This is a genomic window from Gammaproteobacteria bacterium, assembly GCA_041395725.1.
GTDB lineage: Bacteria > Pseudomonadota > Gammaproteobacteria > Pseudomonadales > Pseudohongiellaceae > NORP240.
On record JAWKZW010000001.1, the window covers coordinates 2,886,189 to 2,911,197 of the forward strand.

Below are 25,009 nucleotides of genomic sequence, written 5' to 3' on the forward strand. Positions count from 1 at the left end.
CGACCAGAATTGCTGGCGATCCTGACCGTGCGCACTGTCGTGGGGGGGGGGGGAGGGCAGCAACTGCCGCCGCTATGGTTGGCCGGGGGACTGAATTGCCATGCCCGACGGTTGTACGGCGAACTCTGATTCCCCCTGCCGCGTGTTGCGGTACTTGCTACCGGGCCTTTAAGTTCGTTGATCGCGTTTCAATATCTTCATAAATATCAGATGATTACTGGGTCGATACGAATGCTGGCAACCGTTATTTAACGGTTAAGTTGCATCATTGTTGGTGCCGATGCAGTAAGGTGCCTGTTTAATTTCTCTGAACCGGTCAGTCCGGGAGCACGAGTCCTGGCGGGAAGTGAATTTTGACTCTGAAGTTAAGAAGTTCAGTCGTGATCTGCGGTGCGCTGCTGGCAGTATCGAGTGGGGAAGCAGTTTTTGCACAGGACGAGGGGGGGCTCGAGGAGATCGTGATCTTCGGCCGCAATACCGACCTGGTCGGGCGGGCGGTTTCCGCCAGCGTCGGTTATGTTGGTGGTGCCGATCTGCTTATCCGCCCGCTGGTAAAGACGTCGGAACTGCTGGAATCCATGCCGGGCATGGTGGCTGTGCAGCATTCGGGCAGCGGCAAGGCCAATCAATATTTTCTTCGCGGCTTCAACCTGGACCATGGCACCGACTACACCGTGCACCTGGATGGCGTGCCACTGAACATGCGCTCCCATGGGCATGGTCAGGGCTACCTGGATGTGAACGGGGTGATTCCGGAAACCGTGGAAGGTATCGATTTTCGCAAGGGGCCCTACTATGCTGACCTGGGTGATTTCTCCCTGGCCGGCGCTTCTTTTATAAATACCATAGACCGACTGGACAGGCCCTTTTTATCCGGCGAATCCGGAGAGAATGGCTGGGGGCGCTACGTAGGCGGATTAAGCCACGGGTTGGGCGACGGCACCCTGACACTGATTGGTGAGTACAAGAACTACGACGGACCCTGGGATCAGGAAGAGGACCTTGACCATCTGGCTATCTGGGCAAAGTACCTGCGTCCGACGGATTTCGGCGAGATAGCGTTTTCCCTGTCCGGTTATCAGAGCAACTGGCAACCCACCGAACAGATCCCGGAACGGCTGATCGGCACAACTGTGTGTCCCGATGCCTTCTGCAGTCTCGATCCGACTGCCGAGGGTGAAACTTCCCGCTGGCTTGCATCCGCCGAACTGACTGGTGGTAACTGGTCCGCCAATCTCTATAGTCAGTATTACGACTGGACCATGTCTTCAAACCCTACCTATGACGCCCAGATAAATCAGTTCGATAAACGCTGGATAGTGGGTGGCAGGGCAGACAAGGCTCTGCTGGAAAGGGATGAATTTCTGCTGACCGCCGGGGCGGAGATTCGCTACGATGACGGCGAACGAATTGGCGTCGAGGCTTTCGAACGGGGAAGGTATACCGGCGAAATTTCCGCCAGCGAAATCTCGGAATTTTCCGTCGGACCCTTTCTGGACGCATCCTGGTATGCGACTGACGATCTGCGGGTAAACGCCGGCGTGCGCTACGATTACTACGACTTCGATGTCACACCGCTGAATGCGCTCAGTGCCCGGGGCAAAAAGTCGGACAGTGAAGTTTCGCCCAAGGTCGGGCTGGCTTACATGGCGCTGGACAACCTGGAGCTTTATTACAACTGGGGGCGTGGCTTTCATTCCAACGATGCCCGTGGCGTGGTGAATCAGGTTGATCCGGTACCCGGCATCTCCACCGGCACCGGGTACGAAATAGGGGGTCGCCTGAGCCTGGGCGACTTCAAGTTCACCAGTGCCTACTGGTGGCTGGATCAGGACAGCGAACTGATTTTTGTGGGGGATTCCAACTCGGTTGAGCCAAAAGGCGCCTCGGAGCGCGAGGGGTACGAACTGACCCTGTTCTGGCGCCCCAGGGACTGGTTTGCTGTGGACGCCTCCTATAATGCCAGCGATGCCCGCTACCTGGATAATCCGGAGGGTGACTACGTGGAGCAGGCTGTGGAAGAGGCCGCACAATTAGGGTTCGCCGTTACCCGGCCGAACTGGGATGCCAGCCTGCGGGTACGCTATCTGGGGCCCTATGCACTGGACGCGGCGAACCTGCGTCGGGGTGATTCCCTGACAACAGCAAATTTCCGGAGTGCTTACCATTGGAATTCGCTGACGCTGTTTCTTGAGGTGATCAACCTGTTCGACACGGACGGCAAGGAAATTGTTTACTACTACCCGGCCTACGTGGAAGGCGCCGATGTGCCCGGTCTGTCCTCGGAGGACATTGACTGTGAGGCCACCAACTGCTTCATGAGCCGGGCGACCATTCCCCGTGCGTTGCGCATGGGTGTGAGGTTTGAGTTCTAGACGGAGCGCATCGGGCGTGGCCAGTCGGGCGCTACTGAGTCGTTGTCGCGCCTGGCAAAGGAGTGCTAAGCCCTGCGTAAGAGGCTTGGAAGCAGCGCCTCGCGGACCCCAGCGCGTTGTGGTGATTAAGCAGAGGTTTCTTAACTGTTTACCGGTAAGCTCGCTCCCTGAAGGTCGGGAATATCTGGTTCAGTACCCAAGGTATTGCAGTAATTAACGAGAGGTTACCTAAGCCTGGGCTTCTGCCGGGCGGCGGTAAAAGTGAAACTCCTCCAGGTTGACGTCATCCAGCCCTATCTGATCGAATGGATCCTCCATGGCGTCCTGTACATTGTACAGCGAAATCAGGATGAACCCATGGATTACCGCCAGCACATAGACGACCCAGGCCTCACCTTCCTGCATATCGAAAACCAGGGTAGGAATAAAGATGAACGGGAACATGTAAATAAACACCAGGCAATAAGCCCGCAGGCTCACCGGCGAGCCATGGGTGCTGATGCCGATGGTGTTCTCCATACTCTCTTCCACGTCTTTGATAAAGCGGATGATCTTGAGCGCGACGCTGGTTGATATTACAGAACGATTGGATTGTAAAAGTTCGAAAACTTCGCTCAGTCTGGCCCGCACGTTATTGGCATCGTAGCGCTGCCCCTGCAAGGCGTCCAGAAACAGACGGGAGATGCCCTGTAATCGTTCTGCAACGTAGTCCTTTTGCTGGTCATCCAGCTTTTCAATGGTGGCGAATGACAGAAAAACCGCGTTCAGGGAAGATTTGAAAATACTCAGCAGCTTGATGATTTCATCCCTTCGTCGAAAGGACTGGCGGATAGTGAATACGAGGGGAAAAATCACTGCAATACTGAACAGGGTAATGTTCAGGTTGAAACTGAAATCGAATTCGATACAGAAATACGTGTAGACAATACAGGTCACCATGACCCCGGCAGTCTTGTTGTTGATGATGGCGAGGTATTTTTGCATGGATTGTTCTCTTGTTATTCTTGACTGTTTTTCTTGCGCCAGTGCAGTTTATTGCCGATGTGATCCTGAGAGGATACACTCAATCCGGTGTTTTGGAAAAGTTCGACCAATAAATCACAAAAAACGAGGTCTACTATGATCCGAGCCTGCTTCCTCGTATTACTTTTTTCCGTACCGTTGGTTTCGCTGCAGGCCACCGAGCGCGCGCCATTGTTTGAGTCCGATGATACGCTCGAACTTAAGCTGACGGCACCGTTCAGGGCGATCGACAAAGAACGCGACAAGGATGAGGAGTACGAAGGGACAGTAAGTTATCAATCTGCTGACGGCGAAGCTGTCGTACTGGATGCCAATTTTGAAGTACGCGGCAACTACCGGCTGCGCAAGGATATCTGCCGCTACTCGCAATTATGGATCGATTTGAAGCGCGGTCAGGTACCGGATACGGTGTTTGCGGGTCAGAACCGCCTTAAGCTTGTGGTCCAGTGCCGCCCTTCCGATCGGTATGCCGAGTATGTGGTTATGGAGTATCTGGCTTACAAATTGTTTAACGAACTGACCGCGCCCGGCTTCCAGGTCAGGCTTGTAAATGTGACCTACGATTACAGTGACGATGCCGGTGAGTCGCGCACTCACCTGGGCCTGCTGATCGAGAACAAGGACACGATTGCCGAGGCTGTAGGGGCTGAAACCGTTGAGGATAACCGCGTCCGCATCGATGCCCTGAAACCGGAGTCGGCCACGCTGGTCGCCCTGTTCATGATGCTGATCGGCAACACGGATTTTTCGTTGACCGCCGGCCCCGAAGGGGACGAGTGTTGTCATAACGCGAAGCTGTTGGACGTGGACGGTGGCTATGTGCCCATACCCTATGATTTCGACTCGTCGGGGTTTGTGGATGCGTCTTATGCCGTGAAGCCGAACCCGGCGTTTGGTATTCGCAGCAATCGCCAGCGGCTGTATCGCGGATATTGCTATCACAATGAGGTTGTTGCTGACGTGCTGCCGGCCTTCAATCAGGCCCGGGACGGATTTTACCGGTTGCTGAATGACCCCCGCCTGACTTCCAGGCGAACCAGGGAAGCTGCGGTCGAGTACCTGGACGAGTTTTTTGCCATGATCAATGATCCCGCGGAAGTGCAGGATGAAATCCTCGATGACTGTCGGGGGTGATCGAAAACAGCGGAATATAGATGACTGAACGGTTAGATATGAAAAAGATTGTTGCAAGGTTACTGCTGTGTTTTCTGGCCAGTCTGCTGAGCTTGAGTCTGCTGGCGGATCCTGCCTGGCAGAATGTCGTGCGCACGGTTGCCATCGGCGATGTCCATGGGGATTACGATAATTTTTTCCAGGTTCTTCGGCAGGCGGGGATCGTTAACCGGCGCGGCAACTGGATTGCCGATGATACTCACCTGGTGCAAATGGGAGATCTTCCTGATCGTGGCCCTTATACAGGCAAGGCCATCGAGCTCTTAAAGAAGCTGGAGCGGCAGGCCGAACGTCGCGGGGGCCGTGTGCACGCGCTGATCGGCAACCACGAAGCCATGAATATGCTGGGAGATTTACGCTACGTCCACCCGGGGGAGTTTGAGGCCTTCGTCACGCGCAATTCGGCGGGATTGCGGGAGCGTTACTATGACGCGGTGGTGGCGAGCAGGCAGGCGGCTGATTCTGAGTTCGAGGCCGATGCACAATTCAGGGCCCAATGGGAAGCACAGGTGCCGCTCGGTTACGTGGAGCACCGCTTGACCTGGTCTCCCGAGGGAGACTATGGCAGCTGGGTACTTGGGCACAATGCGGTAATCAAAATTGACCGGGTTCTGTTTGTCCATGGCGGCATCGGCCCTGAGATGTTGAATCTGTCCCTGGAGGACATAAACACCGGTGTCAGGGAGGAATTGCGCCAGGGGGAGGCAGGGCAATTTGCCGAGGCCGAACCCGGCCTGGCGACCTCTGAGCAAGGCCCGCTATGGTACCGGGGACTGGCCTCCGCTGCGGAGTCACTGGAAGCCGCCCATGTGGACGCAGCTCTGGCCCGCTTTGATGTGGATCATATCGTCGTCGGCCATACGCCAGGCCTGGGTACGATCGTGCCGCGATTCGGCGGTAAGGTGCTGGTCATCGACAGTGGTATTTCGGGGTATTATGGCGGCCACCTTGCCAGTCTTACAGTCGAGGATGGCCAGCTGTTTAACACCCAGCAGGGGCAGCGCCTGGTAATTCCGGTGGCTGACGCTGACCCGATACCTTATTTTGAAGCCGTCGCCGAGCTTGAACCGGGGGTGGACGCGCTGCAACGCTACCTGCAAAACCTTCGTCAGCCTGAGTCTGCTGGCGAAATTCCCGCAATCAGTCCGTCAGTTCCCTGACCAGGTGTGGATCCGGCATGCCGTGGGCGACTATCTCCGGTGAGTCGCCAGCGGTATAGATTTCTATTGTGCCAACGCCGAACAGACGGTTGAGCAGGGATTGTTTGACCTTCACTGACCGGATACTGGATTTATTGATTTCCGAATGTTCCTTGCTGAGTATTCCGGTTTCGAAGCGAATCTCGTTTTCGTCAACGGTAAACACCGTATTGCGGGCAGAAAAATACCACCAGAGCAGAATGAAAAGACCCAATCCCAGTACCGGGATAAGAAGGATGCAGCCAATAAATCCCAGCGGGTTGCCCTTGAACATAGTTGGATTTCTGGAATAGGTTGCCATTTTAATCGCCCTGTAATGCTGTCAGGGAACCTCTACCTGCTTTCCGCTACACGGTACGGCCGGTATCTAGGGGTTCCCGAGGTTAAAAACCAGCTAAGTTAGCGGTAAGTGGATCGTTTGTCCAATAGTCACAGCGAGACGACTTCGCCCCCGGCTGCCTCGGCGTCTTCCTGGTCGTGGGTGACCAGCACTACCGGCAGACCTGCGTTCCTGAGCCGAGCGAAGACAGTTTCGCGGACTTCCCGGCGCAGGCCGGCATCCAGTTTGTTGAATGGTTCGTCCAGTAACACGGCGACGGGTTCAGACAATAGCGTGCGTAACAGGGCCACCCGCGACTTCTGTCCCCCGGACAGGGTGGCGGGGTCGCGATTTTCGAAACCTTCAAGGCCCATTTCGCGCAGGCTCTGTGTTGCCAATGCCTGCTTGTCCTGGCGTTGCGCAGGCATGCCGAACCAGAGATTTTCCGCCACCGACAGATGGGGGAACAGCAGTGGGTCCTGAAACAGTAATCCCAATCTTCGCTGTTCTGCCGGCAGGCAGGTCAGATTACGATCTCCGATCCAGATACTCCCGTCGGCGTTGAAAGCGGCCGGTAAAAAGCCTGCCAGATAAGCCAGCAGGGTTGATTTGCCCGATCCCGATGGGCCCATGACAGTGAGTATCTCACCCCCGCTGACGCGCCGATCCAACTGCAACAGCTCCCGCTCGCCCAGACTGATGTGCACGTTGTCTATGTGTAATTCCTGGCAAGCCATTGGTGAACTTTCCGCTGTTGTCAGTGCAGATCCTGCATGCCCTGGCGCTTGCGCCAGACAAGTCGCGGGATCATGAGGGCGATCAAGAAGCCCAGCATGGGAACCAGGGTCTGCAGTACCGCCCAGACCGCTATGATACTGGCGTTACCGCCTGATGCCAGCGCTACGGCCTCGGTCGTCACTGTGGCCACCCGACCGGCTCCAGCCATCTGGGTGGGCAGAAACAGACTCACGCTGATGGCCATGCCGATCGCGGCGCTGGTCAGCAGCGGAGCGAGCAGCAGGGGCAGCCGGATGCGCCAGAAGGATCGTCCCGGAGTCACTCCCAGAGACGCCGCCATCTGCAGCCACCTTGGATCCAGGTGCCGATAGGGGCCTGCGAGAGTGAGGTAGGTGTAAGGGAGGATGAACAGCAGATGGGCCAGCATCACCAGTCCAATTCCCGGCTGCAAGTGCAGGGACTCGGCGATTACGACCAGGCCAAACAGAAAGGCAACCTGGGGTGTGATCAGCGGCACGTACAGGATCCAGGCGGACGTTGTCTGCTGCCTCCCCTGCCGGAATTCGTGTTCCAGGGCGCTGACCACGAGTAGCAGGGAAAAGGCGGTAGTAGCCGCGGCAATGAGCAGGGTATTGCGCAGGGGTTGCCAGAAACCTGGTAGCGCCCGCTGCCAGGCATGCAAACTCCAGTCCGCGGGCAGGGCGGCCGGAAATTGCCACAGGCCGGATAGCGAATGGACCAGCAGGATAATCAGGCTGATGATCATGGTACCCAATGCCAGCGGCAGAACGGTGCGCCCAAGCAGATGCAGTAGCCATTCACCGCGGCTGCGGGTGCCCCGGGCTACCCAGAAGTGATACAGGCGGGCTATCAGGCGTTCGCCCAGCAACCAGGTTCCAATGGCGCCGAGGCTAAGCGCCAGTTGTAACATGGCTGCTGTCCCGGCAAGGAACCGCTGCTGCAGGTCGGGGTCGTTGAACCAGCTCAATAACATGACACTCAGGGTTGGTGGCAGGGTGGGGCCGAGGATGATGGCGACATCCACCGTGGCAGAGGCGAAGGCGATAACCGCGAACAGAGGCAGCCGCAGCAAAGGATAGAGGCCAGGTGCCACTACTTTCAGCCAGGCGATGACCGGGCTGTAGCCGAGTGATCTGGCCATTCTGACCCGCTCGCCGGGGTTGAGTTGGGGCAGGGCTGCCAGGGCCATCAGCAAGAGAAACGGAATTTCTTTGAGGATAAGCCCGGTAATCATACTGAGTCCCCAGCTGTCATTGACAATCAACAGGTCAGGAGCCCGCTCCCAGCCGCTCGGAACGGGGGAAACCAGGCGGAACAGGAATCCTGAAGGGGCGATAAGAAATGCCAGACCAAATGCTGCCGCCGCATGGGGGACAGCAAGAACCGGCGATGCCAGGCGCCTGATCCAGCTGTCCAGGCGGCCACCAGAGGCACTGGCCAGGAACAGGAATACCGCTGCCAGCGAAATCACCGGGGTCACCAGGCCTGCCAGCAGGCTGACCTGAATGCTGTGGCCGATGCCGGGGACAAGCGCCAGTTGCTGCCAGTGATTGAACGTCAGTTCGGTGCCGCCGATGGCGGGGAAATAGCCGAGCGCGGGTAACAGGGCGACCAGCAGGCCCAGCGCGGTAACGATCAGCAGTAGGGAAAACAGTACAGGGTAAGCGAGGCGAAGCACCGTCAGCGCACCGAATAACGCTGCAGCCAGGCCGCTTCCAGGGCCGGCACCCAGGAAGGATGGGGCTCCGGCAATTTGCGGTTCAGATCTGCCTGGGAGGGTGCTGCCCCGCTACGCTCGATCTGCTCAAACAGGGCCTGCGCCGAGGCGGGCAGCCTGTCCAGGTCCAGGGCCGTGAAACTCCCCATCTGGTCGCTGCGGGTGGCTCGCGCCTGCGCTTCCGGAGACAGCAGAAAATTACTGACCACCATGGCGGCGGCCTTGCTGCGGGCATTAAATGGAATGGCCAGGAAGCTCACGTTGCTCAGGGTGCCGCCGTCCAGCACATAGGACCGGACTGAGGCCGGCAGCTCCCGATTGGCAATGGCCGTAACCGCCTCCCCGGGTGAGAAGGAGAAAGCCAGGGCCGTATCGCCGTCAGCCATCAGCCTTCTGAGTTGCGCGCCGTTGGCGGGGAAATAGCGTCCCCGGCGCAACAGGGTCGGGTGTAACTGATCCAGATAATCCCACAGGACCTGGGTGATTGCGGCAAAATCAGCCTGCTCGACAGGGGCATAGAGGGGAGCTGTGTTCTGGCGCAATTCGAGAATGGCCTGCTTGAGAAAAGTAGTGCCCAGAAAGTCAGGCGGTTTCGGGTAGGTGAACTCGCCGGGATGCCGGCGGGACCAGTCGAGCAGTGCCGGGATGGATCCAGGTGGTTGGGCGATGACTGCGCTGTCGTAGTAAAAAACCAGCTGGGCCCTGAGCCAGGGGGATTCCAGCCCCTGTACCGGCACAGTGAAATCCTGCCGCACCTCCGGAAAGCGCTCGGCATTGACCAGGGCGAAATTCGGTATTTGCTCAGCCCACGGGCCGAACAATAGCCCATTGGTTTTCAGCGCGGCAAAATTCTCACCGTTTACCCACAGCAGATCCACGGTGCCGGCCGTGGTATTGCCAGCCTGCTTTTCTGCCAGGATTCTGGAGACTGAAGTGGCAGTGTCGGCCAGCTTCACGTGGCGTAAATCGACCCCGAACCGGACCTCGACTTCATTGCTCACCCAGGCCAGGTAGTTATTGATGCGTGCTTCGCCACCCCAGGCGTTGAAGAACACAGTCTGCTGCCTGGCCTCCTGCAGGACGGACTGCCAGTCGCGCGGATCGGGCTGCCCGTTCACGGAGCTGGCAAAGCCACTGCCAAATAACAGTAAAAGGAAGACGGCAGATGCCGGTTTAACCGCCACTGGCCACCAGACCCATGCGCCGGCTGCGTCGCTGCCGGCGTCGTTCTTCCAGCAGGTCACCCAGTACTTCCCGGTGGAAGCGGTCGCAGCCAATACACAGATTGCTGTAAGGATCGCCCGCCGGTGTCTCCGTGCTGGAGGCCTGGATATAGTCACTGACACTCCAGCCATGGGTCAGACCCATGCGCTCCGGCTTGCCCGCATTGATGGCTTCCAGCGCCGGCTGTCCAGCCAGGTCATCCAGTATTTCCAGCAGCGGCTCCTCGACCAGGTTGCCCAGCGGGTGAGCGGTTTTAATGCAACAGGGGTAGACGTCGCCCGATGGATCGATGGAGACTTCCGAGCCGGCATACTGATGATCGAGAAAGTTCAGGCCGCCTGACCAGGCATTGCAGAAATTATCTGCCAGGGTGGCTTTCGACAGATTATTCTGCCAGGCCCGCCCGCGCGGCCAGAGTTTGCCGATCCAGCTGTCATCGGTGGCGCCGAACATGGAAAACAGCGGTCCAGCCAGTTTTCCGCGCTCGGCCCGCTCGCCCAGGGCCGTCGCATCCTTTACCCCCGCGGCAAGCAGCATACCGGTGATTTTGTCAGCCAGCTGCTGCTTCTTATCACCCTCCATCCCCACGTGGTAGTCATCCATGCCGGAAACGGAAAGTGTCCAGATGTCCCGCGCCAGCAGCTCGTCGATAATCTTTGGGGTCAGCAGATCGCCGGTGGTCTGCACCACGACCCGGATCCCCCCGTTGTGTCTGTACTTGTCGCGGATCGCTTCCAGGGTAGGGTAGAGCACCGCCTCGCGCACGGGGTCGGTCAGCACGTCGCCGCCGGAAAGTATGATTTTGCCGGTTTTCTCGACATAGCGGTTGCCGTCTTCGGGATCCAGTTCCAGATAGGTCATCTTTTCTGGCAGGTTGGCGACGATGGCCGGTGCATTGCGCCTGGCTTCTTCCACCACCGCGGCCAGTTCATCGCGCACGTAGGGACGGAAGCGCTCCTCGTAACAGTGCTTGCAGCGGCGGTGGCAATGCCAGCATAGAACGTAATAAATAGACTCCATGCAACTTCCTGGTTGGATTGTGATGGTAGCAACAGTGGACCCGCAGCCAGGGGTATTTAGTTCATTGTGAAAAAGAAGTCCGGCAGCGGCACTGGTCTGCCGGCAATGTAGCATGCCCCGTTAATTGTTTCACTACAGACACCAGGGGTACGACTGCTCTAAGGTGTTGCCGCCTCCGAGCGACGGGTTCCACGATTGGTAGTGATCAGAAAATATTTCTGTCCCTATTAAATCGTTTTTTTATATGATGCGCGTGAGCGGCAACAGGGCTGGTCTCGATGGACCGGGCGCCGATGGGCCTGCGAGTATTTCTGCTTGGTCTATCTTGCGTCGGGGATCATTATGCTGCTTGCGCTGGTTGTTGTGTATCTGATTATTTCCATTGCCATCGGGCTGCTGGCGGCCCGTAAAGTGCATTCCGCCAGTGACTACATCACTGCCGGCCGCAGCCTGCCCATGCCGGTGGTCATGGCCATGGTGTTCGCCACCTGGTTCGGCGCGGAAACGGTGCTTGGCATATCCGCCACTTTTCTGGACGAAGGCTTTCGCGGGCTGATTTCCGACCCGCTGGGTGCATCGCTCTGCCTGATACTGTTCGGGCTGGTGTTTGCTCTGCCCCTGTATCGGCTGAAACTGCTGACGCTGGGCGACTTTTTCCACATCCGCTACAACAAGAAGATCGAACTGGTGCTCTCCACCTGCATCGTGATCTCCTACCTTGGCTGGGTGTCTGCACAGGTGACTGCCCTGGGGCTGGTTTTCAACATCCTGTCCGATGATACTGTTTCCCTGCAGCTGGGTATGTTGATCGGTGCATCTGTGGTACTGCTTTACACGCTGTTCGGTGGCATCTGGTCGGTGGCAGTCACAACCTGTGTGCAGATGATTGTCATCGTCATCGGTTTGCTGCTGGTTACCCTGCGGGCCAGCGACATGGCCGGCGGTATGTCCGAGGTGCTCGGCAGTGCGGCGGCGGCCGGCAAATTTCAGTGGCTGCCTTCGCTGGAGCTGGTGGACATGCTCGGCTGGGTTGCCGCCCTGGTCACGCTGGCGTTGGGCTCGATTCCCCAGCAGGATGTGTTCCAGCGGGTTAACACTTCGAGGAACGAGACCGTAGCAGTGTGGGCCACCACCCTGGGTGGCGTGGCTTATTTCTTTTTCGCGGCGGTGCCGCTGTACCTGGCCTACAGCGCCAGCCTGGTCGATCCTGTGCAGACTGCCGTGCTGATGGAAGAGGATTCGCAGCTGGTGCTGCCCACCTTCGTGGTCACCAACATGCCGTTCTGGCTGCAGGCGGTGTTCTTCGGCGCGCTGCTGTCGGTGATCATGAGTACCGCCTCCAGCACCCTGCTGGCCCCTTCGGTAACCTTCACTGAGAACGTGCTGAAAAACTTCCGCCCCGGCATGACCGACTCACAACTGCTAAGGGCAACCCGCATCACTGTGTTGGTGTTTGCGCTGGTGGTGGTGGCTAATGCCTTGCTGTCTAACCTCAGTATCCATGGCATGGTGGAAAATGCCTACCGTATTACTCTGGCCGGGGTCTTCGTGCCTCTCACGGCCGGTCTGTTCTGGCGCCGGGCCAGCAACCTGGGCGCTACCCTGTCGATTTCCCTGGGTCTGGGCAGCTGGCTGCTGCTGGAGATCTTTTTCGCCGATCTACCCTTCGAACCGCAGCTTATCGCCCTGGGCCTGAGTCTGTTCGGTATGGTGCTGGGCTCCTGCCTGTCCCCCAGCAGTGCGGAGGAACAGCCGTCGGGCAATCAGACAGAGAGGAGTTCCAGCAGCAAAGCGCCTTGATCGGAACAGGGAATAATCGTCTTATTGCGCACCGGCAGGCGATCTACCCGGCTCATTGCGACCGGTAGCCCGCCGGCGTGCCTGTCGGATCAGAGAAAATCCAACAGCAGGAAAACGGTCAGCAGCACCGCCACCCACAGCACCATGCTGCCGATGGGCCAGGTACGGGCCAGGGTACCCTGGGGGCCGTGGGTGCGGGTCCGGCCGATCATCATTCCCGTTGCCCAACGGTCAAGCCAGCGACTGGTGAAGTCGCGGATCAGCGTCAGCATGCGCACGATGCCTTGGTAGATGGCTGGGAACAGGCGGCGGTAGAACCACTCGGCGTCCAGGTTGACCGACGGGATCTCCGCCGGATAGCGACCGCTGCGGTGCAGGAAGACCACGCCCAGAATGGCGAAGGCCAGCAGCTGCAGTTGGGTCAGCACGTGGGTCATATCGTAAGCATGATAGTCCGCTTCATAGGGCAGAATGCTGTACAGCATGCCCGGAAAGACACCGATCGCCACGCACAGCACGGCGGCGATGCCCATCGCACCGAGCATATTGCCCGGTGCTTCGCGGGCCGGGATGTTCTGGTCGTGGGCAAAGAAGGCGAAATAAGGAATCTTGATGCCTGCGTGTTCCAGCACCCCGGCGGAGGCGAACAGCATAAACATCCAGACAATGCCATGGCCTTCCTCGATCAGGGCCGACATGACCATGGACTTGCTGATGAACGCACTCACCAGCGGGAATGCGGAAATGGTCACCGCACCGACGATGCAGAGCGTGGTCGTGATCGGCATTTTCTTGTACAGTCCCCCCAGTTCCGAAGCCTTGGTGCGGCCGGTCACGTAAAGCACCGCACCCATCGACATGAACAGCAGGCCCTTGAACAGTACATCATTGAAGGCATGGGCCACGGCACCGTTGAGCGCCAGGGCGGTCCCAACCCCGATGCCGCACACCATGAAGCCGAGCTGGTTGATCATGGAATAAGCCAGCACCCGGCGCAGATCGTTCTCGATGACAGCGAAGAAGATCGGGTAGCAAGCCATGAACGCGCCGATGTAGATCAGCGCCTCAGTGCCCGGGAAACCACGTGCCATGGCGTATACCGCCACCTTGGTGGTGAAACAGCACAGGAACACGGTGCCGGTGGCGGTGGCGGCGGGATAGCCATCAGTGATCCAGTTGTGCAGAAACGGGAAGCCGCACTTGATGCCGAAAGCAAAGAAGATCAGCAGGCCGCCGGCAGCGCCGATCCCGATTTCGTCGAATATCAGACTGCCGGTGTCCAGCCACATCCACAGGGCGCCGGCCATCAGCAGCACGCCGGACAGCACCTGGAATACCAGGTAACGAATGCCGGTGGCCACCGAGGTCTCGTCGCGGGAGGCCCAGATCAGAAACGCTGAGCTCAGGCCCAGTACCTCCCAGAATACGAACAGCGTGAACAGATCCCCCGCGAACACCGCGCCCACCGCGCTGCCGGCATACAGCAGGCCGGTGACATGCTGAAGGGTATCCTTGAGGTGGATGGAATAAAGTACCGCAATAAAGGCGCCGATGTGGAAGATGTAACCGAACAGCAGGCTCAGCTCGTCGACCCGGTAGGGCACCAGCGTCAGCTCCATCAGCTGGTACTCGACCAGGGTGCCTGTCTCGACGGTCAGTAAATGTATACCGCCTATCACCGGTGCCAGCAGCATGATAGCCGACCGCAGGTGACCGCGGGTGAAGGTGGCCAGCAACGCGGCAATCAGGAAGGGCAGGAACGGGTGGAAATCAGGCATCGTGTTCGCCCTCCTTCCGGTAGTAGTCCTCGCTACGCCCCACCCGCTGGCGCAGGGCCTTGGCCAGCATCACCACGCCCACCAGCGCGGCAAAACCGTAAAATGCATAGAACGCAGGAATCTCCTCGACCGGTAGATAGGTGTGCCGGTGTACCAATAGATCAGCGATCACCAGCAGGGCGCAGACGCTGTAGAGCAGGTAGCGGATCCGCTGCTGCACCTCGGGGCGGTCAGCCCAGCCGGGATTTTGCTTGTCTGGAGTCTGCATAAGTCCCTCTCTTCAATGGATTGCCAGCGACGCCAGCTGATACCAGTACTGGGGATAAAAGAACAGCGCGACACAGGTCAGTGCCGTGATCATCAGGGCCACCAGGCAGAATAGCGGTGCTTCCTTGATGCCCGTGTTGCTGCCGGCGCTCCCTCCTGCCTGCTCGGCAGATGTGGCGAAAAAAGCCCGCAGCGGAATCGGCAGCAGGTAGGCCACGTTGAGTAGCGAACTGAGCAGCAACGTGCCGAGCAGGACCAGCTCGCCGGTTTCCAGCGTTGCCTGGGCCAGGTACCACTTGCTCCACATGCCGCCCAGGGGAGGCAGGCCGATGATGCTCAGTGCGCCCACGGTGAAGGCGGCGAAGGTCAGTGGCATCTGCCTGCCCAGCCCGTCCAGCTGACTGACCTCGGTCTTATGGGCGGCCACCAGAATCGCTCCTGCGCCGAAGAACAGGGTGATCTTGCCAAAAGCGTGCATCACAATATGCAGGCTGCCGCCGAGGATGCCGGTCACGCCCAGGAGCGCGCCCAGGGTGATATAGCCAAGCTGGCTGATCGTGGAGTAAGCCAGTCGTGCCTTCAGGTTGTCCTTAGTCATGGCCACCAGCGACGCCAGCAGTATGGAGGCGGCGACAATATAGGAAAGGGCCTGGGTAGTGGGTAACTCACGCACCAGATCGGGCCCGAAGATGTACAGGGAAATTTTCAGGAGTGAGAATACGCCCGCCTTGACCACCGCCACCGCATGCAAGAGGGCACTGACCGGGGTGGGCGCCACCATCGCAGCCGGCAGCCAGCGGTGGAAAGGCATCAGCGCCGCCTTGCCGACTCCGAAGAAGAACAACAGCAGCAGCACACCCAGCAGAGCCGGCGACGCGGTACCGGCAAGAATACCCCCATCGGTGAAATCCAGCGTCCCCGCCAGATACCAGGTCCAGATCAGCGCCAGCAGCAGAAAGGCGATGGAGGTGCCGATCAGGATGCCCAGGTAGACCCGGCCCGCCCTGCGCGCCGCCTCAGTGCCTGCGTGGGTGACCAGCGGAAACGTGGACAGGGTCAGCATCTCGTAGAACGCGAACAGGGTCAGCAGATTGCCTGAGAACGCCACGCCCTGGGTGATGGCGATGGCCAGGGCGAAAAACAGATAGAAGCGGGTCTGATTCTCTTCGTGATGGCCGCGCATGTAGCCGATGGCATAGATGGAAGTCACGATCCACAGGAAGCTGGCGATCAGGGCGAACAGCATTCCCAGTGGTTCCAGGGTGAACTGCAACGTGAGACCCGGGAACGGTTCGGCCAGGGTCAGGGTCGGCTCACCGCCTGCCAGGACCTCGTTGGCCAGCGGTATCAGCAGCAGGAACAGCAGCACGGCGGTGACCAGGGTCACGGCCTCGCGCAGGTTGGGATTGTTGCCGGTCAGCCTGATAAGAATGGCTGCCAGTACCGGCAGCGCCACAACCAGCGGCATCAACATCTCGATCGACATCACGGTGTTCCCCCGCTACCAAGCAATGCGGCCGCTGCCTGCTCGGCGACACCCACTGTCAGGCTGGTGTCGATGCCGAAGTAGATATTGGCCAGCACCAGTATCCAGGTCGGGATCAGTAACATCAGCGGCGCCTCGCGTACCGCAACCGCCTCTCCCTCCGGTTCCTGGAAATAGGCCGCCTCGACCAGTTTCCAAACGTACATGACGGCGATCAGTGAGCCCACCAGCACCAGGAAGGCGACCGGCCACAGGCCCTGCTCGAGAGCCGCCAGCACCAGGTACCACTTGCTGACAAATCCGACCGTGAGCGGCACGCCGATCAGGCTCAGGCCGCCGATCACGATGGCCAGCATGGTCAGCGGCATGGTTCTGCCAAGGCCGCGGAAGTTTTCCATGCGCACGCCGCCGGTACGGAAGAACAGCGCGGCGAGCGCCAGGAACAGGGCGCCCTTCATCAGGGCGTGGTTGAACAGGTGCAGAATCGCTGCGGTAAGGCCGGTCTGGGAGGCGAAGCTGATTCCGAGGATCATGTAGCCGATCTGGGCGACGCTGGAATAGGCAAACAGACGCTTGACGTTGTATTGGAAAACCGCCACCAGGGAGCCAGCAAACACGGCAAACAGCGCCAGTACCAGCAGCACGATTCCCAGTGGCATCACCTGGAAGGAGAACTCGAGGCCGAACACTGTAAAAATGAAACGCAGCATCACGTACACGGCCACTTTGGTGGCGGTGGCCGCCAGCAGCGCGCTGGCGATAGAAGGCGCGTAAGTGTAAGCGTTGGGCAACCACAGATGCAGCGGAAACAACGCCAGTTTGAGGCTGATTCCCACCGTGATGAAAGCGAAGGCGGTCTGAACGGTGCGTGATTCCGAGAGGGGGTCCAGGCGGACAGCCAGGTCGTGCATGTTCAATGTCCCGGTCATCATGTACAGCATGCCGACGCCGATCAGAAAGAAGGTGGCGCCGATAGTCCCCATGATCAGGTATTGAAAGGCCGCGGTCAGTGCGCGCCGGTCATTGCCCAAGCTGACCAGGATGTAGGTGGATAGTGAGGAAATTTCGAGAAACACGAAGACGTTGAAAGCGTCACCAGTAATGGTGATGCCTAGTAGACCGGCCAGGCACAACAGGTAAGCGGTGTAGAACTGCGGCTGTTTGTTCTCGGAAATCTCCTTGCCCACGCCGGTACCTGCGGCAAGCATCACGACCGTGGCAATGCCGGTGACGATCAGGAGCACGAAGGCATTGACCGCATCCACGTAGTACTCGATGCCCCAGGGTGGCGCCCAGCCGCCCATCTCGTAAGAGATCGGTCCGCCGGACAATACGGCACGCAACAACGCGATACTGACGCCCAGCGAGGCGAGACAAACCAGCTGTGCCCACAGCCAGCCGAGATTGCCACGTCGCAGCATCAAAGCCAGCGGCGCCGCCAGCAGCGGGATGATGACCTGCAGTGCGGGGAGATTGCCAGCTATCACAACGATCGGTCCTGTTCGTGAATCTCTTCTTCCTCCACGGTGCCATAGGCCTCCCTGATACGCACAATCAGGGCCAGCGCCAGCGCCGAGGTGGCCACGCCTACCACGATCGCGGTGAGGATCAGGACATGGGGAAGGGGGTTTGAATAGGTGGTTACGGCATCGTCCAGGATCGGTGCCGCGCCGCCGTCCACCTTGCCCATGGTGATGTAAAGTATGAACACCGAAGTCTGGAAAATGTTCAACCCGACCACTTTCTTGATCAGGTTACCGTGGGCGATGACGACATAGAAGCCGACCATCATCAGAAAAATGACGATCCAGTAGTTGTACAGGCCCAGTGTCGTGCTCATCGCTGCTCTTCCTCTGGCTGGCTGCCGCGACCGGTAAAGTTGTAAAAGATGGAGATCATTACCGCCGTCACGGTGACGCCGACGCCGAACTCCACAGCCAGAATGCCGTAGTGCTGACCGTGCAGCGGATCGTGGGCCAGGGTGTTGTAGTCGAGAAAACTGCCGCCCAGCAGCAGGGTGAGCACCCCGGTCCCGCCGTAGATCAGTACGCCGATACCCATCAGGTAGCGCAGCAGGCGCGGCGGGATTACCCGCTCGGCATTGGACAGGCCGGCGATCATGGTGTAGAGGATGATGGCCGCACCGAAGATGACGCCGGCCTGGAAGCCGCCGCCCGGCCCGTAATCGCCATGGAACTGGATGTACAGTGCGTAAAGCAGGATCAGCGGTATCAGGGCCCGGGTGATCACCCGTAACACCAGGTGGTGGCCCATCGCCGCGGGGCGCACCCGGTGCGGGCTGTCGCCGCTTACGCCAAGCAGGGTCAGGACACCGAGGCCGGCGGTGAAAATCACCACCACCTCGCCCAGAGTATCGAAACCCCGGTAGCTGGCCAGCACCGAGGTGACGATGTTGGGCATGCCCACCTCGTCATAGGACTGCTCGATATAACGGGGTGCCACATGCTGGTGTATTGGCGCGTCCGGGTCGCCGAGGAAAGGCATGTCCAGGGTGCCATAGACCAGCACCAGGCCCGTCACGACTACTACCCCCAGGGGGATCATCGAGGCCGGTGTGCGACTGGGTTTCTCCTTGCGGCTGGTCAGGGCCAGGGTGCCCAGCATCAGCACCGTCGTCACCCCTGCACCCACGGCTGCCTCGGTCAATGCCACATCGACGGCATCCATGGTCACGAAGAACCCGGCGGACAGCAGGCTGTAGATGCCGAACAGCATGACGATGGTGAACAGGTCGCGCAGAAACACCACCGACAAGGCGGTGGCCGCCAGCATGCTCAGCAGTACGATGTCGATCAGGGTGTTAATGTCGATTCTCCTTCGCCGAATTCCTCGCCCGGTTTTCTGCCTTGTCCTTCGCCTGCGCTGCTGCGCTGCTCTTGATCCGGCCCTGCGCCTGGTTCGTCGAAGCTTGCCTCGGATTGCGGTTCAGCCTGTCCGGTCCCTTGCAGCGCTGCTGCCGCGACCGGTGCGTCGGGCGTGTCACTCAGGAGTGGCTGCAGGCCGCTGTGCATGGCCGCCTTGGCCAGGGCATGGGCAGCTGTGGGGCTGGTGTAGGCCAGAATCAGCAGGATCAGCAAAAGCTTGATAACCATCATCGCGTCGGGTGCCTGCAACATCAAACCGAGCACAATGAAACCGGCGCACAGCGTATCGGTGACGCTGGCGGCATGCAGACGCGTGTAGAAATCGGGGAACCGGAACAGACCCACCGCGCCGGTGATGCCCAGAAAGCCACCCAGCAAAAGGAGTATCCAGCTCAGGCTATCAAGCATCCCTGCCATCAGGAGCGCTCCTGGCCGGTGGCGTTATCGCTGTATTCAAAGAAGCGCAGTACGGCGATGACACTGATGAAATTGATCAGTGCATAGACCAGGGCGATGTCGATGAAATCGAAGCGCCCGGCTACCAGGCCGAACACGGCAATCAGCAGCACCGTCTTGGTGCCGAAGGTATTGATGGCCAGAATACGGTCGTAGAGCGTGGGGCCAAGCAGCGCCCGGGTCAACGCCAGGACCATCACGACCAGGATTGCGGTGGTAACAGCGAAATACATCAGTTCTCGAGTCTCCTTACCAGGCGGTCCATCTCGCCAGCCTCGAGCCCCTCCCGCGACGATCGTGTCAGCGCATGGACGGTGAATTCATCACCTTCGACCTCTATGGTAACTGTACCGGGCGTCATAGTGATTGAATTGGCATACAGCACCTTGAACAGGTCGGTCTTCTGTGAAGCTTTTATTCGGATGATTCGGGGTTCGATTGCCGGGTTTCGCTGCCAGATACAGCGGATGACCTCGAGATTCGATTTGACAATTTCCTTCAGCAGCCAAAGCAGATAGAAAGGCAGGCCGGATGAGAGTATGACGGTAGGATAGTATTCCCCGTCTACCCTGCTCATGATCCGGGTGATGACAATAACCAGCGCCACCGACAGTGCACCGAAGGTAAGGAGCAGAAAATCAAAGTGGCCGGAATTAATGATCCAGAATACAGCCAGAACCAACGCGAGCCATATTGAATTCTTCATCTTCCTCGGGTTCCCGCTTCTTATTTATAAGTTCAGATTGATTACCGAACGATCATCGACAGACACAAGGCGACCGGTTAACTAGAACTTATATCCCCTGAACCGATTTGTCCAGCCTCGCAGGGTCCGATGACCGGGGCGACTTCTACCGGTTGTACGGGAACTCGAAAATTCAGGCAACCTTGATTAATCAGGATTGCCTGACGTGCTCTTGATTCACTAATTCACTGGGTAGGAACCAAAAAGAAAAGGGGACACTGTCTACCAATTCAGGACATGAGCCGATTTCATCAGGCCGGCTGACTAGTCGAGAGGCAGTTCCGCTTTAAGCAGGGTGCCTTCATCTTCTATTCTGTATAGGCGAAAACCCAGCTCTTTGACAAAGTTCAACATTCGTCTGTTGCCGGCGACCACCTCCCCCTCCATAACTTCATAGTGCTTCGCCCGGGCATCCAGTATCAGTAATTCCATCATGCGGTGGCCGACGCCTTGCCCCTGGTAGCGATCATCTACCACAATCGCGAATTCGCAACGGTTCTGATTCTCCAGTTTGAAGTAGCGGGCAACGGCGATTTCCCGCTCTGAACCATCCGGTTCGGTAATCACCGCGATCAAGGCCATATGCTGACTGAGGTTGATATGGGTAAAATACCTGACCATGTCAGGAGTAAGATCCCGGGTGCCGGCGCAGAATCGATAGTAGCGGGACTGCTCGGACAAGCCATGGACAAATTCCCACTCGATAAGTGCGTCTTCCGGCGTGATGGGGCGAAACACAACCAGGGTGCCGTCAGCTAACCGGTAGGTTTCTCTGAAATCTTTGTCGATCTGACTCATAAAGAGCCTCTCATAATTATCACAATGCTCTGCGGGAGTCTGTGGGGCGCAGATAAATGTCACTCCCTTGCCAAGCGCGACAACGACCCGGTGGCGCCTGACAGGCCTCGCCCGGAGGGGGCTTCAGACAAGCCCGCTGGCTTCGCTGTACTGCCCAGGCAGGCCGTGGCATTGCCGCCGGCAATGCGCTTTGCCAGAGGACTCACCTGAGGGGCAGCGCGTTGTGGTAATTAACCGGAGGCTCCATAATTCCACCAGTATTCACAGGCAGTCTTCACGCCACAATTCACCAGCCCAGCTGGAAATGCAATAACATTCTATTCATGACAACAGCGCTTATTACACACCCCGCCTGCTATCGTCACGAGATGGGGGAATTTCATCCCGAATGCCCTTCCAGAGTGGGAGCCATCAGCGATGCGCTGATCGAAGCCGGGTTGTATGACCTGCTTGTTCAGCACAGGGCTCCCTGCGCGACCCGTGCCCAGCTTGAGCGTGTGCATGATGCAGACTATATCAATTTCATAGAGAAGCATGCGCCAAAAGAAGGGTACTGGCATCTGGATAACGAAACTGTCATGAACCCCTTTACCCTGGAAGCGGCGCGCCGGGCAGCGGGAGCGGTTACAAAAGGTGTCGATCTCGTGATGTCCGGTGCAGTTGAGAATGCATTCTGCAACGTCAGACCTCCTGGCCACCACGCGGAACGGGCAGAGGGTATGGGTTTCTGCTTTTTCAATAACATCGCCGTGGGTGCAGCCCATGCATTGTTGCAGAAAGGTATTCGCAAAGTACTCATCCTGGACTTCGACCTTCACCACGGGAATGGGACCGAGGATATCTTTCAGGACAATCAAGAGGTGGTAATCTGCTCAAGCTTCCAATACCCCAACTACCCGGATGAAAAATATGCCAAGGACAGCAGTCATATTGTCAACGTCACTCTACAAGCGGGAGAGGGCTCAGTTGAGTTCCGCGACAGGATCGCTGAGCACTGGTTCCCGGCCATAAACGCCGAGAAGCCGGATTTCTTCCTTGTTTCTGCCGGCTTTGATGGTCACGGGGATGATCCGCTTTCGGAGTTGAATCTCACCGTGGATGACTTTTACTGGCTTACGCAACAGTTGATGGAACTGGCAGAAAAACATGCCTCGGGGCGTATCGTGTCCTCTCTGGAGGGTGGTTATGACCTTTCTGCTCTTGGGCGCAGCGCTGCAGCACATATACGTGCGCTCATGAGTCTTTAAAAGAATTGGGGGCAGAGGGGGCCGGCGGCAAATCCGGGCGTTATCAAGCCATTCTGAACGCGCAATCAGTGTGCGTTATGATGCGCGCTGATTTACTATCCGTTAAGGAACTTCCGATTAAGCAGGGGTTCTTAGCTTTTCGATTCCTTCACTGACCTGGCCCGACTCTTCACTGCTTCATACCTAATGAATCAATCTCCCACATCCAGCTACGACGTTGTCATCCTCGGTGCAGGTGCTGCCGGTTTATTCTGTGCATCAACGGCAGCCAAACGGGGCCGGCGAGTTCTGGTATTAGAGAAAGCTAACAGGATTGGCAAAAAAACCCTGATGTCTGGTGGAGGCCGATGCAATTTCACCAATCAGTTTGTAGAGGCAGATAATTTTATTTCAGGCAACCCGCACTTTTGCAAATCAGCGTTGAGCACTTACAGTCAATGGGATTTCATTGGCATGGTGGAGCAGTACCGGATTGAGTACGAACAGCGCAAGCATGGCCAGTTGTTCTGTATTCACTCGGCTAAAGATATTGTGTCAATGTTGCAAGCGGAGTGTGAGCGGTTCGGCGTGGCAATCAGAACCCATTGTGAGGTTAAAGAAATCACCTGTGCCGAATCTGACTCTCTCCGCAATCGCTATCAGATTGAAATAGCACAGGGCGCAGGTGAGCAGAAAAGCGTACAAAAGCTATGCTGCCAGTCGCTGGTGATTGCGACTGGCGGGCTGTCTGTGCCGACGCTGGGTGGCAGTGGCATCGGCTATGAGATAGCCAGGCAATTCAACCTCGAAGTGACCGAGCGACGCAGCGGGCTGGTTCCTTTTGTGTTTACTGATGCCATGAAACCCCTGTGCGAGCGCCTGTCTGGCTCTTCCCTCGAAGTAGAGATTCGCTGTAACGGTCGAACCTTTACTGAACAGCTGCTCTTCACCCATCGAGGAATGAGCGGCCCGGCAGTACTGCAGATTTCCAGTTACTGGCGCGAGGGTGATGCAGTGGAAATAAATCTTTTACCTGCTTTCGATGCCACTGCATGGTTGTTACAAGCCAAGCGGGACAAGGTCAAAACCCGGCTCAAAACCTTTCTTAATCAAAAATTCACAAAATCGCTGGCTGTTGAGTTGCAGAGCCTGTGGTGGCCCCAGTTGGCAGAAATACCCTTGCTGGAATTTTCTGATAAACGACTGCGGTCAATCGGGCAGAAAATTAACCGCTGGCTGGTAACACCGTCCGGGACGGAAGGCTATCGAACAGCCGAGGTTACTCTTGGGGGAGTGGATACAAACGGCATCAGCTCCAAGACTATGGAGGCAAAAAATCAAACCGGCCTGTATTTTATCGGCGAGGTTCTGGACGTCAGTGGACACCTGGGCGGGTTCAATTTCCAATGGGCCTGGTCGTCTGCCTATGTGGCCGGACAAGTTGTATAAATTACGGCACGGCCATTTATTGCTGGTTGCAAAACTGGACAACTCCGTGGTTCGGAGATAGCCTTAATGCCTCCCATAAATCCCACGCACCCTGACCCGGGCAACGGGTATTAAAGCGGCCGCTTAGCTCAGGCTTGAGTAGAGATTCTCCGCCCGCTGAGTCAGCGAGGGAGAAGTGCCAGCCTCAATCGGGTTGACTGACTCTAGAAAAACAATAATCAGAACAGGAAATTCCCCATGAAATTTCGCCCCTTGTCCTGCCTGCTGCTGGTCCTGGCCGGCTCACTGACGATCCCTGCTGTGGCCCAGAATTCACGGGATTTCGGCGCCGAGATAGAAGCCGCGATCCGCGCCGCCAAGAGTGCCGCGGGCACCGAGTTTCTGGGTACCCTGAACACGATATGCCTGCTGCCCGCCAGCGGCGGCGAAAACACCAGCAACAATCTGCCCTCCTACGTCAGGGATCCCTCGTTGATACCGCCACGGGAAAACTGGTACGCCGAACCGGCAAAAGTCTTCGACAACCTGTACTTTGTCGGTGGCAAAGTGCACTCGGCATGGGCGCTCACCACCAGCGAAGGCATAATCATTATCGATACCATCTATCCCTACAATTCACGGGAGTTGATCATAGGCGGACTGGAAAAGCTGGGGCTGGATCCGGAAGACATCCGTTATGTCATCATCTCCCATGCCCATGGCGATCACATCGGTGGTGCGCAAATGCTGCAGGAACGCTTCAATGCCCAGGTGGTCATGGGCTCGGCCGACTGGGAACTCTTGGAAAGATACCCGAACCGCTACGCCACCATGTCTCCCACCCGAAGGGACGGGCGCGGCATCGTCGCTTACGACGGCATGGATATCACGCTCGGCGATACAACAGTCACGCTATGGGAAACACCGGGGCACACACGCGGGACCCTGTCATACACGTTCACGGTGTTCGACAACGGCGAACCGGTCACGGTAGCCTACTCAGGCGGCACCGCGTTCAACTTCGTCAACAATACGCCGGACCCTGGGATCCAGAACTTCCAGACCTACATCGATTCACAGCGCCATATCGCCGCGCAGGCGGCCGCAGTCAACGCCTCGGTTATTCTTTCCAACCATTCGGTGTTCGATAGCGCAACCAGCCGCAATCGTATGCTGGCGGGGCGCGGTGACGGGCCACATCCTTATGTACTGGGTGAAGAGTGGGTACAGCGCTATTTCCAGGTCATGGAAGGCTGCGCCAGGGCTGCACAGCTCAGGCTGGAACAACAGGCGGCGGGGCAGTGACTCCTGGCCGGAATATTCAAACTCTG

Annotated in this window: 23 protein-coding genes; 7 read left to right on the forward strand and 16 right to left on the reverse strand. The window is 57.9% G+C overall.

What is annotated here, in order from left to right:
* Positions 1-353 precede the first annotated feature (353 nt).
* Positions 354-2,375 carry a TonB-dependent receptor gene (locus R3F50_12650; protein ID MEZ5491152.1) on the forward strand — a complete coding sequence of 674 codons (2,022 nt, stop codon included), beginning with the start codon at positions 354-356 and terminating at the stop codon, positions 2,373-2,375.
* Between the two features lie 228 nt (positions 2,376-2,603).
* Here the strand turns inward: R3F50_12650 and R3F50_12655 are convergent, their stop codons facing one another.
* Entirely contained in the window at positions 2,604-3,359 is a 756-nt protein-coding gene (locus R3F50_12655; protein MEZ5491153.1) for a hypothetical protein, read from the reverse strand.
* 135 nt (positions 3,360-3,494) lie between these two features.
* On the opposite strand from R3F50_12655, the gene R3F50_12660 reads away from it, so the two are divergent.
* Both R3F50_12660 and R3F50_12665 read left to right on the forward strand, forming a co-directional pair.
* On the forward strand, positions 3,495-4,532 hold the full coding sequence (locus R3F50_12660) for a hypothetical protein (protein MEZ5491154.1): 1,038 nt from the start codon (positions 3,495-3,497) through the stop codon (positions 4,530-4,532).
* 20 nt (positions 4,533-4,552) lie between these two features.
* Complete coding sequence (locus R3F50_12665; GenBank protein ID MEZ5491155.1) at positions 4,553-5,731, forward strand: metallophosphoesterase; 1,179 nt, start codon at positions 4,553-4,555, stop codon at positions 5,729-5,731.
* On the opposite strand, the gene R3F50_12670 is transcribed toward R3F50_12665, so the two are convergent.
* The 5 genes from R3F50_12670 to R3F50_12690 all read right to left on the reverse strand — a co-directional run bounded on the left by R3F50_12670 (position 5,712) and on the right by R3F50_12690 (position 10,809).
* Positions 5,712-6,071, reverse strand: coding sequence for a PH domain-containing protein (locus R3F50_12670; GenBank protein ID MEZ5491156.1), 360 nt, complete (start codon positions 6,069-6,071; stop codon positions 5,712-5,714). The genes R3F50_12665 and R3F50_12670 overlap by 20 nt on opposite strands.
* A gap of 128 nt (positions 6,072-6,199) precedes the next feature.
* Positions 6,200-6,826, reverse strand: coding sequence for an ATP-binding cassette domain-containing protein (locus R3F50_12675; protein MEZ5491157.1), 627 nt, complete (start codon positions 6,824-6,826; stop codon positions 6,200-6,202).
* A gap of 20 nt (positions 6,827-6,846) precedes the next feature.
* On the reverse strand, positions 6,847-8,526 hold the full coding sequence (locus R3F50_12680) for an ABC transporter permease subunit (protein MEZ5491158.1): 1,680 nt from the start codon (positions 8,524-8,526) through the stop codon (positions 6,847-6,849).
* 2 nt (positions 8,527-8,528) lie between these two features.
* On the reverse strand, positions 8,529-9,809 hold the full coding sequence (locus R3F50_12685; protein ID MEZ5491159.1) for an ABC transporter substrate-binding protein: 1,281 nt from the start codon (positions 9,807-9,809) through the stop codon (positions 8,529-8,531).
* Positions 9,739-10,809, reverse strand: a complete 1,071-nt coding sequence (locus tag R3F50_12690; GenBank protein ID MEZ5491160.1) for a radical SAM/SPASM domain-containing protein — start codon at positions 10,807-10,809, stop codon at positions 9,739-9,741. The genes R3F50_12685 and R3F50_12690 overlap by 71 nt, the downstream gene beginning before the upstream one ends.
* Before the next feature lie 342 nt (positions 10,810-11,151).
* Between R3F50_12690 and R3F50_12695 the strand changes: the two genes are divergently transcribed.
* Complete coding sequence (locus tag R3F50_12695) at positions 11,152-12,609, forward strand: sodium:solute symporter family protein (protein MEZ5491161.1); 1,458 nt, start codon at positions 11,152-11,154, stop codon at positions 12,607-12,609.
* A gap of 89 nt (positions 12,610-12,698) precedes the next feature.
* Here the strand turns inward: R3F50_12695 and R3F50_12700 are convergent, their stop codons facing one another.
* From R3F50_12700 to R3F50_12745, 10 genes are all read right to left on the reverse strand, one after another.
* A complete protein-coding gene (locus R3F50_12700; protein MEZ5491162.1) occupies positions 12,699-14,387 on the reverse strand; it encodes a Na(+)/H(+) antiporter subunit D in 1,689 nt (562 codons plus the stop codon).
* Complete coding sequence (locus R3F50_12705) at positions 14,380-14,655, reverse strand: hypothetical protein (GenBank protein MEZ5491163.1); 276 nt, start codon at positions 14,653-14,655, stop codon at positions 14,380-14,382. The genes R3F50_12700 and R3F50_12705 overlap by 8 nt, the downstream gene beginning before the upstream one ends.
* Before the next feature lie 12 nt (positions 14,656-14,667).
* Positions 14,668-16,140 carry a proton-conducting transporter membrane subunit gene (locus tag R3F50_12710; protein ID MEZ5491164.1) on the reverse strand — a complete coding sequence of 491 codons (1,473 nt, stop codon included), beginning with the start codon at positions 16,138-16,140 and terminating at the stop codon, positions 14,668-14,670.
* Entirely contained in the window at positions 16,140-17,624 is a 1,485-nt protein-coding gene (locus tag R3F50_12715) for a monovalent cation/H+ antiporter subunit D family protein (protein MEZ5491165.1), read from the reverse strand. Before R3F50_12715 ends, R3F50_12710 begins: the two co-directional genes overlap by 1 nt.
* The gene (locus R3F50_12720; protein MEZ5491166.1) at positions 17,624-17,980 is read right to left on the reverse strand and encodes a cation:proton antiporter subunit C; all 357 of its coding nucleotides are present in this window, start codon (positions 17,978-17,980) and stop codon (positions 17,624-17,626) included. Before R3F50_12720 ends, R3F50_12715 begins: the two co-directional genes overlap by 1 nt.
* A complete protein-coding gene (locus tag R3F50_12725; GenBank protein ID MEZ5491167.1) occupies positions 17,977-18,933 on the reverse strand; it encodes a DUF4040 domain-containing protein in 957 nt (318 codons plus the stop codon). Before R3F50_12725 ends, R3F50_12720 begins: the two co-directional genes overlap by 4 nt.
* 20 nt (positions 18,934-18,953) lie before the next feature.
* Positions 18,954-19,442, reverse strand: coding sequence for a monovalent cation/H(+) antiporter subunit G (gene mnhG, locus R3F50_12730; protein MEZ5491168.1), 489 nt, complete (start codon positions 19,440-19,442; stop codon positions 18,954-18,956).
* The gene (locus R3F50_12735) at positions 19,442-19,714 is read right to left on the reverse strand and encodes a monovalent cation/H+ antiporter complex subunit F (protein MEZ5491169.1); all 273 of its coding nucleotides are present in this window, start codon (positions 19,712-19,714) and stop codon (positions 19,442-19,444) included. Before R3F50_12735 ends, mnhG begins: the two co-directional genes overlap by 1 nt.
* A complete protein-coding gene (locus R3F50_12740) occupies positions 19,714-20,187 on the reverse strand; it encodes a Na+/H+ antiporter subunit E (GenBank protein MEZ5491170.1) in 474 nt (157 codons plus the stop codon). The genes R3F50_12735 and R3F50_12740 overlap by 1 nt, the downstream gene beginning before the upstream one ends.
* 303 nt (positions 20,188-20,490) lie before the next feature.
* Positions 20,491-21,024 carry a GNAT family N-acetyltransferase gene (locus R3F50_12745; protein ID MEZ5491171.1) on the reverse strand — a complete coding sequence of 178 codons (534 nt, stop codon included), beginning with the start codon at positions 21,022-21,024 and terminating at the stop codon, positions 20,491-20,493.
* 323 nt (positions 21,025-21,347) lie between these two features.
* Here R3F50_12745 and R3F50_12750 point away from each other — a divergent pair, with 323 nt between their 5' ends.
* The 3 genes from R3F50_12750 to R3F50_12760 all read left to right on the forward strand — a co-directional run bounded on the left by R3F50_12750 (position 21,348) and on the right by R3F50_12760 (position 24,983).
* Positions 21,348-22,271: a histone deacetylase family protein gene (locus tag R3F50_12750; GenBank protein ID MEZ5491172.1), complete on the forward strand. Its 924-nt coding sequence runs from the start codon at positions 21,348-21,350 to the stop codon at positions 22,269-22,271.
* A 186-nt stretch (positions 22,272-22,457) separates the two neighbouring features.
* Positions 22,458-23,699 (forward strand): NAD(P)/FAD-dependent oxidoreductase, encoded by a 1,242-nt coding sequence (locus R3F50_12755; protein ID MEZ5491173.1) that lies wholly within the window; start codon positions 22,458-22,460, stop codon positions 23,697-23,699.
* Positions 23,700-23,936: 237 nt separating this feature from the next.
* Positions 23,937-24,983, forward strand: coding sequence for an MBL fold metallo-hydrolase (locus tag R3F50_12760; protein ID MEZ5491174.1), 1,047 nt, complete (start codon positions 23,937-23,939; stop codon positions 24,981-24,983).
* Positions 24,984-25,009 lie beyond the last annotated feature (26 nt).

What these genes read in the sequence shown, in the direction of transcription:
- R3F50_12655 (MEZ5491153.1), bottom strand. Translation starts at nt 3,359, where the DNA reads ATGCAAAAATACCTCGCCATCATCAACAACAAGACTGCCGGGGTCATG.
- R3F50_12660 (MEZ5491154.1), top strand. Translation starts at nt 3,495, where the DNA reads ATGATCCGAGCCTGCTTCCTCGTATTACTTTTTTCCGTACCGTTGGTT.
- R3F50_12665 (MEZ5491155.1), top strand. Translation starts at nt 4,553, where the DNA reads ATGACTGAACGGTTAGATATGAAAAAGATTGTTGCAAGGTTACTGCTG.
- R3F50_12670 (MEZ5491156.1), bottom strand. Translation starts at nt 6,071, where the DNA reads ATGGCAACCTATTCCAGAAATCCAACTATGTTCAAGGGCAACCCGCTG.
- R3F50_12675 (MEZ5491157.1), bottom strand. Translation starts at nt 6,826, where the DNA reads ATGGCTTGCCAGGAATTACACATAGACAACGTGCACATCAGTCTGGGC.
- R3F50_12690 (MEZ5491160.1), bottom strand. Translation starts at nt 10,809, where the DNA reads ATGGAGTCTATTTATTACGTTCTATGCTGGCATTGCCACCGCCGCTGC.
- R3F50_12695 (MEZ5491161.1), top strand. Translation starts at nt 11,152, where the DNA reads ATGCTGCTTGCGCTGGTTGTTGTGTATCTGATTATTTCCATTGCCATC.
- R3F50_12700 (MEZ5491162.1), bottom strand. Translation starts at nt 14,387, where the DNA reads ATGCCTGATTTCCACCCGTTCCTGCCCTTCCTGATTGCCGCGTTGCTG.
- R3F50_12705 (MEZ5491163.1), bottom strand. Translation starts at nt 14,655, where the DNA reads ATGCAGACTCCAGACAAGCAAAATCCCGGCTGGGCTGACCGCCCCGAG.
- R3F50_12710 (MEZ5491164.1), bottom strand. Translation starts at nt 16,140, where the DNA reads ATGTCGATCGAGATGTTGATGCCGCTGGTTGTGGCGCTGCCGGTACTG.
- R3F50_12720 (MEZ5491166.1), bottom strand. Translation starts at nt 17,980, where the DNA reads ATGAGCACGACACTGGGCCTGTACAACTACTGGATCGTCATTTTTCTG.
- R3F50_12725 (MEZ5491167.1), bottom strand. Translation starts at nt 18,933, where the DNA reads ATGCTGGCGGCCACCGCCTTGTCGGTGGTGTTTCTGCGCGACCTGTTC.
- mnhG (MEZ5491168.1), bottom strand. Translation starts at nt 19,442, where the DNA reads ATGGCAGGGATGCTTGATAGCCTGAGCTGGATACTCCTTTTGCTGGGT.
- R3F50_12735 (MEZ5491169.1), bottom strand. Translation starts at nt 19,714, where the DNA reads ATGTATTTCGCTGTTACCACCGCAATCCTGGTCGTGATGGTCCTGGCG.
- R3F50_12740 (MEZ5491170.1), bottom strand. Translation starts at nt 20,187, where the DNA reads ATGAAGAATTCAATATGGCTCGCGTTGGTTCTGGCTGTATTCTGGATC.
- R3F50_12745 (MEZ5491171.1), bottom strand. Translation starts at nt 21,024, where the DNA reads ATGAGTCAGATCGACAAAGATTTCAGAGAAACCTACCGGTTAGCTGAC.
- R3F50_12750 (MEZ5491172.1), top strand. Translation starts at nt 21,348, where the DNA reads ATGACAACAGCGCTTATTACACACCCCGCCTGCTATCGTCACGAGATG.
- R3F50_12755 (MEZ5491173.1), top strand. Translation starts at nt 22,458, where the DNA reads ATGAATCAATCTCCCACATCCAGCTACGACGTTGTCATCCTCGGTGCA.
- R3F50_12760 (MEZ5491174.1), top strand. Translation starts at nt 23,937, where the DNA reads ATGAAATTTCGCCCCTTGTCCTGCCTGCTGCTGGTCCTGGCCGGCTCA.